Source organism: Marinobacter sp., assembly GCF_965229985.1.
Classification (GTDB): Bacteria; Pseudomonadota; Gammaproteobacteria; order Pseudomonadales; family Oleiphilaceae; genus Marinobacter.
Map to the genome: position 1 here is coordinate 675,608 of NZ_OZ245935.1, position 16,525 is coordinate 692,132.

The 16,525-nt window shown below is 53.4% G+C and carries 21 protein-coding genes; 12 read left to right on the forward strand and 9 right to left on the reverse strand.

Annotated features, from left to right (window positions below):
- Positions 1 to 2 precede the first annotated feature (2 nt).
- From ACO06L_RS03050 to ccoG, 6 genes are all read left to right on the forward strand, one after another.
- Entirely contained in the window at positions 3 to 914 is a 912-nt protein-coding gene (locus ACO06L_RS03050; protein WP_202346582.1) for a DUF692 domain-containing protein, read from the forward strand.
- A complete protein-coding gene (locus tag ACO06L_RS03055; protein WP_202346581.1) occupies positions 901 to 1,650 on the forward strand; it encodes a DNA-binding domain-containing protein in 750 nt (249 codons plus the stop codon). Before ACO06L_RS03050 ends, ACO06L_RS03055 begins: the two co-directional genes overlap by 14 nt.
- Positions 1,651 to 1,662: 12 nt before the next feature.
- On the forward strand, positions 1,663 to 2,118 hold the full coding sequence (locus ACO06L_RS03060; RefSeq protein WP_202346580.1) for a DoxX family protein: 456 nt from the start codon (positions 1,663 to 1,665) through the stop codon (positions 2,116 to 2,118).
- A 109-nt stretch (positions 2,119 to 2,227) separates the two neighbouring features.
- On the forward strand, positions 2,228 to 2,566 hold the full coding sequence (locus ACO06L_RS03065; protein ID WP_148606962.1) for a thioredoxin family protein: 339 nt from the start codon (positions 2,228 to 2,230) through the stop codon (positions 2,564 to 2,566).
- A 136-nt stretch (positions 2,567 to 2,702) separates the two neighbouring features.
- Positions 2,703 to 4,103: a PLP-dependent aminotransferase family protein gene (locus ACO06L_RS03070; protein ID WP_202346579.1), complete on the forward strand. Its 1,401-nt coding sequence runs from the start codon at positions 2,703 to 2,705 to the stop codon at positions 4,101 to 4,103.
- A gap of 114 nt (positions 4,104 to 4,217) precedes the next feature.
- Entirely contained in the window at positions 4,218 to 5,612 is a 1,395-nt protein-coding gene (gene ccoG / locus ACO06L_RS03075) for a cytochrome c oxidase accessory protein CcoG (RefSeq protein WP_202346578.1), read from the forward strand.
- 75 nt (positions 5,613 to 5,687) lie between these two features.
- Here the strand turns inward: ccoG and ACO06L_RS03080 are convergent, their stop codons facing one another.
- The 3 genes from ACO06L_RS03080 to ACO06L_RS03090 form a co-directional block, all read right to left on the reverse strand.
- A complete protein-coding gene (locus ACO06L_RS03080) occupies positions 5,688 to 5,864 on the reverse strand; it encodes a hypothetical protein (protein ID WP_201257850.1) in 177 nt (58 codons plus the stop codon).
- A gap of 243 nt (positions 5,865 to 6,107) precedes the next feature.
- Positions 6,108 to 6,578, reverse strand: coding sequence for a DUF1348 family protein (locus ACO06L_RS03085; protein WP_202348625.1), 471 nt, complete (start codon positions 6,576 to 6,578; stop codon positions 6,108 to 6,110).
- 46 nt (positions 6,579 to 6,624) lie between these two features.
- Positions 6,625 to 7,221, reverse strand: coding sequence for an RNA polymerase sigma factor (locus ACO06L_RS03090; RefSeq protein ID WP_064227947.1), 597 nt, complete (start codon positions 7,219 to 7,221; stop codon positions 6,625 to 6,627).
- Between the two features lie 191 nt (positions 7,222 to 7,412).
- On the opposite strand from ACO06L_RS03090, the gene ACO06L_RS03095 reads away from it, so the two are divergent.
- On the forward strand, positions 7,413 to 7,982 hold the full coding sequence (locus ACO06L_RS03095; RefSeq protein WP_202348624.1) for a TetR/AcrR family transcriptional regulator: 570 nt from the start codon (positions 7,413 to 7,415) through the stop codon (positions 7,980 to 7,982).
- Positions 7,983 to 8,008: 26 nt separating this feature from the next.
- Here the strand turns inward: ACO06L_RS03095 and nrtS are convergent, their stop codons facing one another.
- From nrtS to ACO06L_RS03110, 3 genes are read right to left on the reverse strand one after another with little or no spacing between them, the layout of a single operon-like run.
- Positions 8,009 to 8,254 (reverse strand): nitrate/nitrite transporter NrtS, encoded by a 246-nt coding sequence (gene nrtS / locus ACO06L_RS03100; RefSeq protein ID WP_202348623.1) that lies wholly within the window; start codon positions 8,252 to 8,254, stop codon positions 8,009 to 8,011.
- Positions 8,241 to 9,662, reverse strand: a complete 1,422-nt coding sequence (locus tag ACO06L_RS03105; RefSeq protein ID WP_202348622.1) for a dihydrolipoyl dehydrogenase — start codon at positions 9,660 to 9,662, stop codon at positions 8,241 to 8,243. Before ACO06L_RS03105 ends, nrtS begins: the two co-directional genes overlap by 14 nt.
- Positions 9,663 to 9,710: 48 nt before the next feature.
- Entirely contained in the window at positions 9,711 to 9,986 is a 276-nt protein-coding gene (locus tag ACO06L_RS03110; protein ID WP_202348621.1) for a glutaredoxin family protein, read from the reverse strand.
- Positions 9,987 to 10,202: 216 nt separating this feature from the next.
- Between ACO06L_RS03110 and ACO06L_RS03115 the strand changes: the two genes are divergently transcribed.
- A complete protein-coding gene (locus tag ACO06L_RS03115) occupies positions 10,203 to 11,033 on the forward strand; it encodes an alpha/beta fold hydrolase (RefSeq protein WP_202348620.1) in 831 nt (276 codons plus the stop codon).
- Positions 11,034 to 11,091: 58 nt separating this feature from the next.
- Here the strand turns inward: ACO06L_RS03115 and ACO06L_RS03120 are convergent, their stop codons facing one another.
- Entirely contained in the window at positions 11,092 to 11,343 is a 252-nt protein-coding gene (locus tag ACO06L_RS03120; protein ID WP_202348619.1) for a hypothetical protein, read from the reverse strand.
- 292 nt (positions 11,344 to 11,635) lie between these two features.
- Between ACO06L_RS03120 and ACO06L_RS03125 the strand changes: the two genes are divergently transcribed.
- The 4 genes from ACO06L_RS03125 to ACO06L_RS03140 all read left to right on the forward strand — a co-directional run bounded on the left by ACO06L_RS03125 (position 11,636) and on the right by ACO06L_RS03140 (position 15,140).
- A complete protein-coding gene (locus ACO06L_RS03125) occupies positions 11,636 to 12,661 on the forward strand; it encodes a lipid A deacylase LpxR family protein (RefSeq protein WP_202348618.1) in 1,026 nt (341 codons plus the stop codon).
- A 117-nt stretch (positions 12,662 to 12,778) separates the two neighbouring features.
- A complete protein-coding gene (gene trxA / locus ACO06L_RS03130; protein ID WP_202348617.1) occupies positions 12,779 to 13,102 on the forward strand; it encodes a thioredoxin in 324 nt (107 codons plus the stop codon).
- A 134-nt stretch (positions 13,103 to 13,236) separates the two neighbouring features.
- Positions 13,237 to 14,190 carry a LysR family transcriptional regulator gene (locus ACO06L_RS03135; protein ID WP_064227940.1) on the forward strand — a complete coding sequence of 318 codons (954 nt, stop codon included), beginning with the start codon at positions 13,237 to 13,239 and terminating at the stop codon, positions 14,188 to 14,190.
- 191 nt (positions 14,191 to 14,381) lie between these two features.
- Complete coding sequence (locus ACO06L_RS03140) at positions 14,382 to 15,140, forward strand: hypothetical protein (protein ID WP_202348616.1); 759 nt, start codon at positions 14,382 to 14,384, stop codon at positions 15,138 to 15,140.
- Positions 15,141 to 15,251: 111 nt separating this feature from the next.
- Here ACO06L_RS03140 and ACO06L_RS03145 read toward each other — a convergent pair whose 3' ends face one another.
- Both ACO06L_RS03145 and ACO06L_RS03150 read right to left on the reverse strand, forming a co-directional pair.
- Positions 15,252 to 15,395, reverse strand: a complete 144-nt coding sequence (locus ACO06L_RS03145; protein ID WP_162841242.1) for a hypothetical protein — start codon at positions 15,393 to 15,395, stop codon at positions 15,252 to 15,254.
- 174 nt (positions 15,396 to 15,569) lie between these two features.
- On the reverse strand, positions 15,570 to 16,475 hold the full coding sequence (locus ACO06L_RS03150) for a PhzF family phenazine biosynthesis protein (protein ID WP_421845287.1): 906 nt from the start codon (positions 16,473 to 16,475) through the stop codon (positions 15,570 to 15,572).
- Positions 16,476 to 16,525 lie beyond the last annotated feature (50 nt).

The window sequence follows — 16,525 nt, forward strand, 5'->3', positions numbered from 1 at the left end:
GCATGAGTAACCGTCAGGACATAGTCCCAGCCAGGCCGGAACTCGGGAGCAGCACTGTTGGGGTAGGTTTACGACCGGACCACTATCAGGACGTTCTCGAGCACGCCCCTTCGGTAGATTTTCTTGAGGTGCACTCGGAGAATTTCTTCGCGGAGGCAGGAATCGCCGTCGATCTGTTGAAGGAGGTTTCGGCAAGCACGCCAATCAGCCTTCATGGCACCTCGGCAGGCCTCGGGTCCGTTGAGGCTATTCCTGACGATTACCTCAAGCAACTCAAACGTCTTGTGGACCGGGTGAACCCGATATTGGTGTCAGACCACCTGTGTTTTACCTGGGCAAGGATTGGTGGACGACTCTTTCATGGTGGTGATCTTCTGCCCATTCCCTACACCGAAGACAGTCTCCGGCATGCGGTTAACAACATTGACCGAATGCAACAGGCACTGGGCCGCCAGATCGCTGTTGAGAACGTCTGTGCGTACATCGAGTTTGACCACAGTGACTTCGACGAGGCCGCTTTTCTGAATGAAATCGTTGCCCGCACGGGCTGCGCCTTAATCCTTGATATCAATAACGTGATGGTGAACGCCCGGAATGCGCAAGTCTGCGAACCGGCGGATTTTGTTGACCGTTACGTTGCGTCTCTCGATCACTCCGCCATTGCGGAAATTCATCTTGCAGGCTCTACGCCCGTGGATAGGGCAGAGCTACTGATCGATGACCATGCCTGCCCGGTATCCGAGGTTGGGTGGCACGCCTATGAGCGAGTGGTTCGAGAGATCGGCCCAAGGCCCACGTTGATCGAATGGGACAACAACCTCCCGTCGTGGCGCAAACTTCTTGGGGAAGCCACCAAAGCCAGAAAAGCACAACGCCGGGTATTGAGCAGGGAGCACAGCCATGAATCTGTCTGATTACCAGAGTCAGTTTCTGGCGTTCCTGTTTGGCGGTACCAACGAACCGGCGCTGCCCAATTCGGAGGTGTATCGATTCGGGGTGGAGGCCAAGGCGGTTCGAGCCCTTGAGCTCAGTTATCCGACGGTGAAGGCACTGGTAGGACCGGCGGTCTTTGAGGAACTGGCGCTGGATTATTTCAGAATGATCCGGAAGCAGAGCGGCGACTGGAGTGATTTCGGCTGGGGATTTCCGAGCTGGATGATCTCGCACCGGATTTCAGATCGGGTTCCCTACCTCTCCGATGTGGCGCGACTCGACAATTACGTGGGGCGGGTCGAGCGTTGCCAGTATCAAGAAGTGGACTTCGAGAGCTTTTCTGCGATTGGCGAGGATCTCTCTTCTTGTCAGCTCATTCTCAATAGCGGGCTTCAGTTTTTCAGGTCCGTTTATCCAATCGTCAGCATATGGGAAGCACACAAAAGCCATACCCCTCAAGACACGCTCAGTTTTGCTCAAGCAAAAAGAATGATCGCCAAAGGCCGAGGCCAGAACGCCCTGGTTTATCGAGCGGGTTGGCGAGGGATGGCAGAGGCCATTTCTGAAAAGGATATTGCGCTGCTCGATCGTCTCAGAAAACAGCCAAGTATTGCCGAGGCTTTCGGTGAAGGTGTTCTGAATGAAGCGAATTTTACCGGTTGGCTGCAAGACATGATCTCAAAAAGGGTCATCGTTGGCGCCAGAACCATTCATTGAGAGGAGATTGATATGAAAACCTTAGCTTACAGTTTTTACGGATTAAATGATTCGGTTCAGCGAATCGTCCGAGGCCTGCTACCTGTTGCACTGCTTCTTGGGCGTCTCTACGTGGCATGGGTGTTCTTCAAAGCCGGCCTCACCAAGATTGATGACTGGGGAACGACGCTGTTTTTGTTTGAAGAGGAATACAACGTGCCGCTGTTAAGCCCGGAGTTGGCTGCCTTCCTGGCCACGTTCGGGGAACTGGTGTTTCCCGTCCTGCTCGCCCTTGGCCTGCTTTCTCTGGTGTCTTCCCTGGGGCTGTTTGTGATCAACATAGTTGCGGTAATCAGTCTGGAAATGATAGCGCCGGCAGCCGAGCTGACCCACGTGGTATGGGGCCTGATCCTGATGGCACTGGCCATGTGTGGGCCCGGTCTGTTCTCGCTGGATAAGCTGATTGGCGACAGGTTGAGAAGAGCCTGAACCAGAATTGTTCACCCCTTGGCGTATTCGGCATTCACCCTCGCATCGATAGTGTTCTCCGGGTACGCCCTTTTTCTTAATTGAAGTTATTGTCCGGAGGATATCCGCTGTGCCGATCGTAAACCTGAATACATTTGACGAACTGGGAGATCTTGCCAACAGACACGAGTGGCTCCTGCTGGATTTTTGGGCTCCCTGGTGTGCGCCGTGCAAGGTTATGAACCCGGTTCTGGAGCAGTTCAGTCAATTGAACCCTGAAACTGCAGTGGTAAAAGTGGACGTGGACCAGAAGCATGATCTTGCTGCCAAGTTCGGCGTTAGAGCCATTCCGACCCTGGTTCTGCTGAGACGAGACCAGTTCATGGGCCAGGAGGCAGGCTCCAAGTCCCTGAAGGACCTGACTAACTGGATAGATGGTTTGAAAGAGAAGGTATCGCAGTTAGCGTGAGTTGTTGGCGGTGTTCAGAGTAAACTCAGTTTGCCGGGCTCAAGCCCGGCTTTTTTATGCGGGAATAGCGAGTGTTTTGTACTCTGTTCGCAACTGAGATGAATCGTTTGAACGTGCCTTGGAGAAGAATTAGACAATGACGGTCGAATTGCCGAGATACCAGAAACTTGAGAATACTCTGCGACAGAGTATTGAAAGTGGCCGCTGGCAAGCTGGCGAACGACTCCCTTCAATAAGGACACTTTGTCACCAGCACGGCGTTTCCAAGATTACGGTTCAGCATGCACTGCAGCGACTTGAAGCTCAGGGATTGATCGAGGCTTGGGAGCGCAGCGGCTTTTTCGTTGCGCCTGGTCATCGAGAGTTCGAGCCCCCCAGACAAGCCTCGACACTCGCCGCCCCCAAACCTGTTTCGGTAAGCCAGGTGTTTCAGGACATCATGACCCGAAGCGCTGCCTTTGATTTGCTCCCTGATCACCGCCGCGAATTAGCGCCGCCAGGTATTGTTCAACTTAACCGGTCGATCGGGCGGGCACTGAGGCGTCAATCGGCAAGCTTTCAATACTATGACGAGCCGGCTGGTGACCCGGAGTTGAGATCCCAGCTTGCCCTGCGATCAGCCCGAAGAGGGTGGACGGCTGATGCCGATCAATTCTGCATCACATCTGGCTGCCAACAGTCCCTGTTCCTGGCCTTGATGGCCGTTTGCCAGCGCGGTGATGTGGTTGCAGTGGAAGCTCCGGGATTTTATGGAGTTCTTCAGTTACTTGAACAACTTCAGCTCAAGGTAGTCGAGATATCTGCATCGCCGAACAGTGGTATGGATATACAGGCGCTTGAAGAGACTCTTCAGACCTGGGACGTAAAAGCTTGCGTGGTTTCACCGGCCTTTGCTACACCGACGGGCGCTGTGATGCCCCATGAAACCCGCGTGCGTCTGCTCGCGCTGGCCGATCAACATCAGCTTGCCATTATCGAGGATGACATTTATGGCGAATCGGGTTGGTTAAACGTACCTGACACTCTGAAAGCGATTGATGAATCTGACCGGGTCATCCATTGCAGCTCTTTTTCCAAGGTGCTTTCGAGAGATCTCCGTTTGGGGTGGGTTTCAGGAGGAAGATGGCACCAGCAAATTATGCAACTCAAACTGACGTCCCAGTTGGCGAGTAGTCGGTTTTTACAACAAGGAGTGGCGGATTTCATTGCAGAGGGTGGCTACTCATCCTTCCTCCGGCGCTATCGTCTAAGTTTGCGCCAGCAGCGAGATCATTTGCTGACTCTTCTGGGAGACTGGCCGGTGCCTTTGCGTGCAACGGCTCCGAATGGAGGCCTGGCCCTTTGGGTAGAGCTGCCTCCGGAGGTCGACACCTTGAGTCTTTACGCCGAAACGCTGAAAGAGGGCATTGTCATCACCCCTGGCAGCCTCTTTTCGGTATCAGGAAGGTTTTCAAACTGCCTTAGAATCAGTTTTGCCCATCCCTGGAATGGCGCCCGGATTGCCGCTTTGCACCGGTTATCCGAACTGGTGTCCTGAAGATTCCTTATCTGTCCCTATTGTTTATTAAAAAAGTGGTCCTGCCCCTATTTAAATCGAGCGATTATCCTCCTGCCATCCGTTTCTGATCGAGTCTGGCAAGGTGCGCAGCGAATGAGTCGCCTGATCTCTGTTAAGCAAATTGAATCGTCATCAACAACTCGTGGGCCTGAACAGAAAATTCAGCCGCGAAGCTTTTCCGGGCTTTACCGCCGTTTGAGGATAACCGGCGGGTTTGTACTCTTCGCCCTGTATTTCGGCGTAGCCTGGCTGAACTGGGGTGGCCGGCAGGCCGTACTCTGGGATCTTTCCGAAAAGAAATTCCACATATTTTCAGCCACGTTCTGGCCAGAAGACCTCGTGTTGCTTTCTGGAATCCTCCTGATTTGCGCCTTCGGCCTATTTTTCCTGACTGTATTGGCCGGGCGGGTATGGTGTGGCTATGCCTGTCCCCAGAGCGTCTGGACCTGGGTCTTCTTGTGGGCAGAGCGACTGACAGAGGGGGACCGCTCAAGAAGAATCAAGCTTGATGCCGCGCCTCTGAGTCTGCACAAGATCGCTCGCCGGGGTTCCAAACATGGGCTCTGGCTGGTTATCAGTCTGCTAACGGCAATAACGTTTGTAGGCTATTTCACGCCGATCCGGGATCTTGTCGGTGATCTTTTTGCCATGGAAGCATCTGGTTGGGCACTGTTCTGGGTCCTGTTTTTTTCAGCGGCTACCTATCTGAATGCCGGCTGGCTCCGCGAGAAAGTCTGTTTTCACATGTGCCCATACGGTCGGTTTCAGTCGTCCATGGTGGATGCGAACTCCCTGGTGATCTCCTACGACGTCGCCCGAGGTGAACCGAGAGGGTCGCGGAAAAAGGATGCAGCGCTTTCCGAAGGCGGGCTTGGTGACTGCATTGACTGCCAGATGTGCGTTCAGGTATGCCCGACCGGTATCGATATTCGGGACGGTTTGCAGATGGAGTGTATCGGATGCGCGGCGTGCATCGACGCGTGCGACTCGATTATGGACAAGATGGGGTATGACCGCGGCCTGGTGCGTTACGCCAGCGAGCGCGAACTACAAGGCGGAAAAACAAACCTGTTGCGACCACGACTGGTGGGGTATTTCGCGTTCCTCGCTTTGATGATTGCGTTATTTTCCTGGGGCGTGGCGTCCAGACCACTGGTAACCCTCGATGTGGAAAGGGACCGCGGTATGTATCGCTATACCGGCGGGGGCAACATTGAAAACAGCTATCTGCTCAAGCTTACGAATAAAGACAGTAGCCCGAGATACTTGGTGATCGAGGTTGGCGGTGTTGAAGAATTCTCAACCACAGGTCCCGGAGGTGTAGTGGTTGGAGCAGGTGAGAGGGTTGAGGTGCCATTTTCTGTCGCTGTTCCGTCCTCCTCCCTTGATTCCGGGGCTAACGACGTTGTTTTTGAGGTCAGCACGTTGAATCACGAAGGGGCAGTGACAACTGCCACCACCACCTTTCTTGGCCCCCCAAAACACTGATGGGATCGGTCTTTCGGGATGAACAAGGGGACGGTCGCGAATCTCGTCGAGCCGTCCCCTTGGCGTCCTAGGGATTCATGATGCGATTAAGCTCACTCTCCGGCGGCAGGCCTTGAAGGAAGAGACCACTTTCAAACCCCGGTCGGTCACTTGCTTGATAATCTTAGGGTGACCATCTGAAGCGTGGGCTGTTGCCGAGAAAAGAAAGGCCGCGCTGATTAAAGCAGACAGCCCCGAGATTGTTTTATCCATGGTTTTACCCCTTTACAGACGTGGATCGATTAGCTGGTTGGGTAAGGGTATTGCCATTCTCGATACGGAAGTCTGCAGATCGTGCTGGAAAACCGTCAGGTCGTTTGAAAAGCCAATTCGGGGAGAAAGAGATGAGAACATGGCGAAGTTAAGGCGGCGCCGGTGGGCATTAAAGTATTATCACCGGGCCGCCCGAATGGGATATGGCTCAGAATTCTCAGAGAGAACGCAACTTTGGCAAGATCAGAGACCCAGGTCACTAAGGCCGGGGTGATCATCGGGACGGCGACCGAGCGGCCAGCGGAAAAGCCGGTCTGATTCCTTAATGGGGCTATCGTTGATGCATGCGAAGCGTCGCTGCATAAGGCCGTCGGCATCGAATTCCCAGTTTTCATTTCCGTAGGAGCGAAACCAGTTTCCACTGTCGTCGTGCCACTCGTACGCATAGCGCACGGCAATCCGGTTGTCGGTGTAGGCCCAGAGTTCCTTGATAAGGCGGTAATCCAGTTCGCGATTCCATTTGCGGGTGAGGAACTCTTCGACCTGTTTGCGGCCATTGGCGAACTCCGCCCGGTTGCGCCAGCGGGTGTCCGCTGTGTAGGCGAGGGCAACCTTCGCCGGGTCCCGGCTGTTCCAGCCATCTTCGGCAAGGCGGACCTTTTCAATGGCACTTTCCCGGGTAAACGGAGGTAGTGGTGGACGTTGGGTACTCATAAGGGTTCTCCAGTTTTAGCAAAACACAGTGAACAGGCCCCCTGGATTAGAGCAGGGCGGCCAGTTCATTCCGTGCACGGTGCAGGATGACTCGCAGGTTTCCGTGGGAAATCTCGAGCACATCAGAAACCTGCGAGCCGGTGAGTGGGCTCATGCCCTTGAGCAGAATCGCGTTGGCGTGATCCCGGTTCATATTCTTCATTTCAACGCGAATGCGTTCCTGAACCTTTGCAGTCTGGGTAGCCAGCTCCGGTTCGCTAAGATGCCCGGCGGCGCCATTAAATTGGTTGTCCGGTGAGTTGTCTGATAACAGGGCAAGGCTTGGCGTGGCCGGAAATTCCTTACGGTTTTCCCGATACGTGTTGAAGGCTTTATTGGTGACAATCCGGCATAGCCAGGTCTTGAGCGAGGAACGGCCCTCGAAAGAACCAATGGCTCCAATCGCCGCCATCCAGGCTTCCTGGGCGATATCTTCGGCAACGGCTGCAGAAGTGTACTTCGCCGCAACCCTCAGCATCACTGGATGATATCTCCGGTAAGCTTCCGCAAAGGCTTGTGGGTGCCCGGTCTGCAAGCCATCTATCAAATCAGCTTCAAGCCCAAACACGGGCGCCTTTCGGGTGGTTTTGATTTGAATGTCCATCGTGCTCTTCTCCGTGTCTCGTTCACTGGTGGTTCGCAAGTCAAACCGACAAAAACACCAGTCAAAAAACACCCTGTTTCACTGCGCTGAGTGGCATTTCTTGAAGTAGACAAGTCGGTCTACTTTTAATTCTAGACAGATCTGTCTAATTTGGTCAAGATATATTCAACGAACAATTTGGAGTTTTGACGATGGGACGAAGGCAGGATTTGGTCGACACGGCACTGCGGCTGTTCTATGAGCATGGTATTCATGCCATCGGCATCAACCAGGTGCTTCAGGAAGCAGGCGTCGCAAAGCAGACGCTCTACAACCATTTTGAGAGCAAGGACAGCCTGGTAGAGGCAGCAGTTGAGCACCGGGACAATCTGTTTTTCGAATGGCTAGAGACGCGAATGAACAGTCGGCCAGCGGGAAGAGAGGCACTCATGGAAATGTTCGATGCGGTTCACGATTGGTTTAATAATCGCGTACCAACACTGCATCATTTCTATGGGTGCTTTTTTATCAATACCTGCGGTGAGTACAGCGATCCCGAGCACCCGGTACACAAACGATGTGCGGCCCACAAGACCAGGGTTTTCGAGCTCCTGAAACGGCACGCTCTGGAAATCTCCACTTCAGAAACTGAAGCAGAAGAGCTGGCCAATGCACTGTTTTTATTGAAAGAGGGCGCTATTGTGAAGGCCCACGTCGAAGGCGATCTGGATGCGGCACTAAAGGCAAAAGCGATTGCCTCAAGAATGATTTCGCCGCACTGAGATACAGCGCGGCGAAATCAGGATGGTTAACGGTACCTTGAAACAGGCACATTGAGTCCGGAGGATTTCTGGCAATCCCGCTCGCTGGAAAGCTTACCGAGCGTGAAAACGCAGAAGGGAACGCAGTAGGTCAAAAGTGCCGGCAGCCATTGAATTTCCTGGTATCCGAACAGCGCATCATGCTGGTTGATCAGCAATAGAATCGTACCGACTTCAAGGGCAACCTTAGCCGCCTGGGTGTGGTAGCGCCTGAACAATTCAAGCAACTGCATGGGGCGCCTCCTTACGTTCTGTCTCTTTCAGCTTCTCCGAAGCATCCCGGAAGGCGGTGCGAACACCTTCTTCAATAACCGGGTGATAGAAAGGCATCCCGAGTATCTCGTTTACCGTAAGAGACTGCTGCACGACCCAGGCCAGGAGGTGACCTATATGCTCCGCCGCCGGCCCAAACATTTCTGCGCCCAGTAGAATGCCGCTGTGCTTGTCTGCGTAGATTTTCAGCATGCCCTGGTTTTTGGCCATCACCCGGCTTCTTCCTTGATTGTGAAAGCTGACCTTCCCGGTGATGAAGGTGTGTGGCATCAGTTCATGCGCTCGTTTGCCCACGCTGGCAATTTGCGGGTCTGAAAAGACGACCCCCAGCCCGGCACGTCGATGGCCGGCTTCAACAGTGGGAAAGGTGCCCGCGTTGCTTCCCGCGATACGCCCCTCATCTGAGGCCTCATGCAATAGGGGCAGCTCATTGTTGGCGTCACCTGCAATAAAGATGTGCGGTGCACTGGTTTGCATTGTGTGCCGGTCGTAGGTGGGAACGCCGCGGGCGTCCAGGGCAATGCCGGTACTCTCGAGGCCAAGCTTGTCAGTGTTCGGAGTGCGACCGGTTGCCGCCAGTACATAATCAACCACTACTGTGTGAACGATGCCTCCGGATGTGCGATAGGTTACCTGCACACCGTTCAGGGTTTCTTTTGCTGCGAGAACTTCCGCGTGAAGGACCAGATCAAATTCGGACTGGAAAGTATCCGCCGCAATTTTCCGGATTTCGGAGTCTGCAATTCCACCGATCGATTCGTTACGCGACAGCATCGTAATGTTGACGTTGAGTCGGCTCAGAGCCTGCCCCAATTCCAGACCGATAACACCGGCCCCGACAACAAGTACGGATGTCGGAAGGTGCTCCAGTTCGAATACATCGTCGTTAACGAGCAGGCGGTTACCCGCGCCCTCCAATACTTCAGGAATAAACGGTCTGGAACCTGTGGCAATAACAATCCGGTCGGCAGTGATTTCAAGACCGTTATCAATCTGCAAACGATGGGAGTCCACGAATCGGGCATATCCACGGACCTTGTGGCTATCATCAAACTCGTCGACATCTTCGACAACAAATCCGACGAAACGGTCACGCTCTCTTTTTACCCGATCCAAGACCGCCGCACCGTCAGTCTCAACCGTCGGGACATTAAGTCCGAAAACCCCGGCATGCTTTGCGCCGTGGGCGGCTTCTGCAGCGGCAATCAAAAGCTTACTAGGCATGCAGCCAACACGTGCACAAGTGGTGCCATAGTGGCTCCCCTCAATCAGCGCGATGCTGTCGGTATGTTTGCGAGCTTCGCGATAGGCACCCATACCGGCTGTGCCCGTGCCAATGATGGCAACATCAACTTTTCGTTTGAGCATTTTTGCTCTCCTGAGTTTTGCGTGGATCAATAAAAGGTCTGGTCGCGATCAGCTCGCCTTGGCGGCTTGGCGCTGCAGGAAGCGGACGATGTCTTGAGATTCATACAGCCAACGAACTTCCCCTTTCGATTCGATTCTCAGGCAGGGAACCTGGGCTCGGCCTCCACCTTTGATCAGCTCGGCCCGATAGGTTGGGTTTCTGGCGATATCACGTTCTTCCACTTCGATGTCGATGTGCTTCATCGCAGAGCGGGTGTATGCGCAGAAAGGGCATGAGCGATAGTGGTACAGAGAGAACGATGTGGTTTGCGAGCTGGCGGACATGGTCTGTCTCCTTCGTAATGAATGTGCCTGCAATTCTCTGTTCTTTGGCCAGAGTGGAGGTGGCAGGACGGTTGGAATAGTTGTCCATCTGTTCGAGCAGAACGCTTGTGGTGGGGTGTACAAGAATCGAACAACTAAAGCTTGCATCACCTATTAAGCTGTATATACACTTAATGGTATCAGATGATTCCTTTCAACAGGTTGAGGAAAGCGGAAATGAACCTTTCTCTGAATATGTTTCAGGCTGCGTTCGGTGTTTACAGCCGATTGCTGCCATCCAGCGCGGCATCAAAAGCGGTCGAGCTTATGACCATTCCCCGAATCAAGGCCGAACGGCGCGCGTCATCTCGCGAGCTGTTCGAGCGGGTCGTGCCTCTCGGTAATGACGGCTTGATGTCGATTTATGGGAATGGCCCGAAGAAAATTCTGGTCCTGCATGGGTGGTCGGGTTGGATCGGCCAATTCAAGGATCTGATTAGTGAGTTCGACCCTGGTGAATACACCATTTTTGCGGTTCATCCGGCGGGACATGGCGATTCAGAGGCCACCAAATCTCATCCGGGGCGGTTTATTGAGGCCGTTCTGGACGCCCACGAATACGTGGGGAGTTCTTTTGATGTTGCGATCGGACATTCACTGGGTGCGGCTGCGCTTGTGTATGCTCAATCCACCAGGGGTTGCTTTGATCGCCTGGTACTGGTTTCAGGCCCGGCAACGATTGAGGGCGTCCTGAGCCGATTCGCCCGGTTTGTAAATCTTGGCGAGCGCAGTGAGCGTCTTTTCGTTCGCGACATGGAAGAAACGGTAGGATTGAGCGTTGATCGATTGGATCTGACTACGCTTGCGCCTGGAATCGAGGTACCCGTTTTGCTCATCCATGATGATTCGGATTTGGAAGTTCCGGTTACTGAATCCGTTGCACTGAGCGAGGCGTTTCCGAGGAGCCGTTTAACCCGTACAACGGGATATGGTCATAGCCGGCTTTTACAAAACCCTGAAGTCGTTCGAGAAATCGTCGAATTTACACATTTACCGTTCCGACCATAACCCGAGACTGAAAAAAGCACCGTCCCTGGTGCCAAGACGCAAAAGAAACATCTGAAACTCAACCGTGGCTTTCGGGCTGTACCTGGCCACGGATAACAATCTGACCGCTATACGGGGCCGGATTTGCAGTATCGTTTTTGGCATCGCGATCCTGAATCTCACCACGAATCACAATTTGGCCGCTGTAGGGAGCGGGCTGAGCCTGTTCGGAGCGGGGCTCATCAGATTTACGGTCTGCGAGGGTCGCATGGGCGGGCAGGGCAGCCACAGTAATAAGGGAAGCCAGGGTAACCAGTACAAATTTACGCATTTTCAATTCTCCACAGTTTGAGTTGATTCAGCTGACTCCGATACCGGAATCGGTCGGATATCAGATGAGCGAATTGTGGGACTGAACAATGTGGAGGAATAATTCTGAAACGGTATGGCAAACATCATTATCAGTGATGGGGGTTGATGACGACTGCCCAAAAACCGCAGGTATTACTACTTATCTATCAACCGAGGTGATGTTTTAAATATCAACGCTTGATTGGTTCTGAAGGCCAGGAGTTCGAAGAATAGCAGCCAACTTTTCTACCGACACAATCTCGGAGTTGGCTATGATTTTTCGATTTTTGACCGTTTCTCTTTTAGGCGCTGTTTTGGCTTCGTCTGCACTGGCAGATTCCGCTGATTCGGTGCTTGCGCTCTCCACGGACAACGACCTGTTCGCGCCAACGCAAACGGATCGGGATTACACAGCCGGTGTAGCGATTACCTATTCCTCCAATTCCGAGGATTTCATTGGAAATCCGGTGTCCAGGGTGAGCCAGGGGCTGGACAGTTTCGTGTTTCCTTATCTGGGCCAAGAGGTCGGGAGCCCGCAAAGCGCCGCGCTTGAGCTGGGCGTTTATGGCTTCACCCCTGAGGAAATCAAGGAATCCGCGATTGATCGTAGCGATCGGCCCTACAGCAATCTGGTTTACCTGTCTTCAAGCCAGAGTTACCAGGCTCTCGGGGTCGACTCGGGCTGGACCACATCCATGACCGTGGGTGTTCTGGGACTTGATGTATTCAAATCCGGCCAGAATGCGGTTCACAAGGTGGTAGGTAGTGACCGGGCGAACGGTTGGGACCATCAGATCTCGAATGGCGGAGAGCCCACTTTCCGGTACTCGGCCGCATATCACCGATACCTGGATGCCAGCCAACCGAATCAACAGCTCAAAGTGACGTATTTCGGATCGGTCGGATACCTGACCGAGTTTGGAGCAGCATTGGTATTCCGGGATGGCCTGATTTCCTCTCCGGACAACCGATTTAACCCCGAGCTGATGGCCTACGGTGAGCGAGCGCCTGGCGTTTCCGCACCTGGCGGACGCGAGAATTATTTCTGGGGCGGCGTGTCGGTGAAAGCCCGGGCTTACAACGCTTTTCTTCAGGGCCAGTTTCGTGATTCGGACCATGAACTGGATGCCAATGATCTGAACATCTTGCTGGCTGAAGTATGGGCTGGTTATACCCACAGCTTTCTGGCGGGCACCGAGCTGAGTTATGTGCTGCGTGTTCAGAGCTCCGAGATTAAATCCGGGACGGGAAACCGAACGCTGGCCTGGGGCGGGCTGGTATTCAGCAAACGGCTGTAAAGGCCGGGTGGGCACTCATCATTACAGGAAATAGAGCTTATACCGTCCAGCAATTGGTTTTTGCACGCATCAGGCTTCAATGTCTGAACCATGCTATTTGATAAAGGAGTTGAACCCATGAGCAACATGATTGAAGTAACCGATGTAAATTTTGAGCAGGCTGTTGTACAGAGTGATCGCCCTGTGCTGGTCGATTTCTGGGCACCGTGGTGTGGTCCCTGCAAGACAGTTTCCCCCATGCTGGACGCAATCGCCGATGAGTTTGGCGATGAGTTGACCATCGCCAAAGTGAACGTCGACGACAGTCCCGATGTAACTGCAAAAATGCGGATCAGGGGCATCCCAACCCTGGCGCTGTTTCAGGATGGTGGCGTGATTGCCCAGAAAACCGGGGCCGGCAGCCTGAGTGAATTGAGAACCTTCGTGAAAGGGAATTTGTAAACCTATCCCAAAGCCTCCCGATCGGGAGGCTTCTTCGTATCAACTGCAAGAAAGTCAGGCTTTGAGAAATACTGCAATTGCGGTTCATGCCCTTCCAAGCCAGACTTGCCCGGGTCAATCTCCAGGAACTTTGAATGAAAACGCAAGAACTTCAGCTGTTGTACATTTTCGATGCCATCATGACCGAACGCTCTGTGACGCGAGCGGCAGACCGGCTTGCCATGACCCAGCCTGCAGTATCCAATGCGATTTCCCGAATGCGCCAGATCTGGAACGACCCATTGTTTGTGAGAAAGGGTCGCAACATCGAGCCAACATCCTACGCGCTCAGCCTGTGGGATCAGGTGGGCGATCACATGTACGCACTGACGAATGCAGTCAGTGCCACGCAATTCGATCCGGCGACATCGAAGCGAAAATTCCGCATCGCAGTCACGGATGTAATTGTTGAAATGATTTGGCGGCAGCTGATTGAACTTCTTGAAGACCAGGCGCCGGGCGTTGATATTCATGCCGTGCCATACACACCAGAGGGCACATACGACGACTTGCGCGAGGCGCATGTCGATCTGGCGGTCGGTATGCTTACCCAACACGATCACAGTTTGCGGAGTACGTGGTTGTTTGAAGGCGGGTATGTTCTGGCGATGCGCGCAGACCACCCGTTGGCTGGCCGACAGATCACCATGGATGAATTCCTTCAGGCACGGCACCTGCTTGTGACGATGTCGGGGGATGCACACGGATTCGTGGACAGCTACCTTGATCAGAAGGGCCAGAGCAGACGCATTGCTGCGACGGTCAACCATTTTTCGATTGTCCCCCAGGTCCTGAGGGATTCGAACCTGATCGCCGCGGTTCCCGAGTTGATAAGCCAGGACTGTGGCTTCGTGGACGGGCTATGGATGGGGCAGTTGCCTTTCGAAGTAGACCCGACCAGTCTGTATCTCATCTGGCACACACGCCACGACCGTGATCCCGGAATCGTCTGGTTGCGAAACCACGTAGAACGGCTCCTTCGCGAGCGCTGGCACGACATTATGACCAACTCGCCTTGTGGCCATTCGGCGGTAAAAGCCATCGCCTGAAACGAGTAAAAGTTCATTCATCATTTTTCGTGATGACAAAGATACCGCAACGGAATTATTCAGCCCCCCGAAAACTCCCAATAATCCTCTGCAGATGTCGCGAGTTGCGGCATCGGCAATGGCCCGGTTAAACCAGGATTGATCCGGCCAACTTGACCAATAATCTGCATATCTTGGAGTTGGGAGGGGGAATGAACGGCCAAACGAACTGCCCGTCGATGGGGTCCAGCTGGCAACCTGCTGCAATCACCGATGCCGCTGACCAGAAATGGTACAAGCCAATCATCTCTGTAAACGCCGACAACAGCGGCAACAGGCACGTTTACAAGGCTTTCAGATTCTCCCGGGGCCTGCTCGGGAATTACTTCCGGTTTCTCGCGTCCCACGAACTCAGGATGCTGAGAAAAGTCGAGCACCTGGATTTCACGCCTGATCAAGTCAGCCGGCCGTCAGACACTTCGCCTACCATCCATTATCGTCTGATCGAGGGAAGGCCGGTAAAGGAAATTGCGGCGGGCAAAGGGGTACCGCACAACTTTTTCTCACAACTTTTCAGTGATGTGAAGACCCTGCACCAGCATGGGGTTGCCCACATGGACCTCGGCAATTCCGGAAACATTCTGGTTTCGGGGCGGGGCGACCCTGCAATAATCGATTTTGGCTCTGCCATTCCCCTGAGTTGGCTCCCATCATCCATTCAGGGCTGGGCCTGCCGCAAGGATATCCTTGGGGTTCTGAAGCTCTGGCATCGTTTCGATAGTGAATCCATGCCTTTGTTTCTTGTGCATTACTACCAGAGCAATTATCGCAAAAACATTTACACGCCCAAGCGCTTTCTGAAGGCTCTGAGGCGTTGGGTAACTGGCAGCGCTGACACAGAAGGCTTGTCCGGAGTGACGACCGTGATCAGTGTGTTTTTCGGTCTCCTGGTACTGGTTTCTTTCACCTGAAGAGCGGCATTCTGTCGCTCACTACTATGCCTTGAGTTTGGCGAAAAAATTGGTAGGGGCAAACAAAAAAAGGGGCGGTCATGGTGACCGCCCCTTTTAGTTGTTCTCAGCTCAGTTGCTGATACCAAGATCGACTGTTTCGATCGCTGGATTGTTTCCGCGATCGATATCTTCCTGGCTCACACCTTCCGCCTGTGCGAAAGCAGAGAAAGCGATTACAGAGAAAACGAGAAAAAACTTGTTGATTGCGTTCATGTGATATTCCACCTTTCAAGAGAGTTAAGTTAGACAGCATCGCCGTATTGGCTTGATGGTTATTCTCTTGTTTTCCCGTCCTCAGACAAAATTGCTTTGCGGTATACAACACATCAGGTCAGGTGATGGGTTTAAACGAGCGCTCTAGCGCAGATAGCGGTCGCCTTCGGATCATCAAAATTCAACTTCCATAACTTCTCTGATTGCGCCCCGACCACCCGCGAACAGGTTCTCGATCCTGTTATCGGTTCCAATAGTCAGCCGCACGTTTATGACGCTAGGTGAGGGTGCGACCATCCAGCGACCTTGTTCGATGGTGAATTCCTGCTTTTGAATACCCAGTTGGTCACGCAGATAGCAAGCCAGCGGGCCGGCCGCCATTCCAGTCGCAGACTCTTCCTGAATGCCGTATCGGGGTGCGAACATGCGGGCGCCTGCGTCTCTCCCATCGCCAACGTCGTCGAAGGAGAATACGTAATATCCTATAAGATCCAGAGCTTCACTTAGCTTCTCGATGAGGTCGAAATCTGGCTCAAGACCCTTGATTGTCTTGCCGTCGCGAATGCCAATCACCACAAAGCTGTTGCCGGTATTGACTAACATTGGCTCGGCACCGTCGATCAGATCGTCCCTGGTTATCCCAAGGGAGAGCAGGGCGGCCCGTAGATCACTCTCGCCTAACGCTTCGAAGCGGGGAGCTTTCTGCTCCATATAGGCGGCTTCGCCCTCCATATTGACTGACCTCAGGCCATCAATGGTCTCCTTCGATGACCGATCATTAGCTAACAGCCCTTTTTGCTTCAGAAAACTGAAGGTTGCGATCGTTGCGTGGCCACAGTGAGCGATTTGCTGGGTTGGCGTAAAGAATTCCAGTTTTATGTCCGCCAACTCCGACGCAGACACAAAAGCCGTTTCCGACAAGCCGACAGCCGCCGCGATCTTCTGTTTTTGCTCGCAGCTGAACTGGTCGGCATTCAACACAACACCTGCCGGGTTGCCCCCGAAATCGCCGTCAACAAAGGCACTGATGATTGGGACTTCAATTTTCATGATGAGTATTCCTACCGTTGATTTAGTCACCTAATGTTTTCAGTGAACGGTGCCCGGAACAAACGGGTAAACCTGGTCTT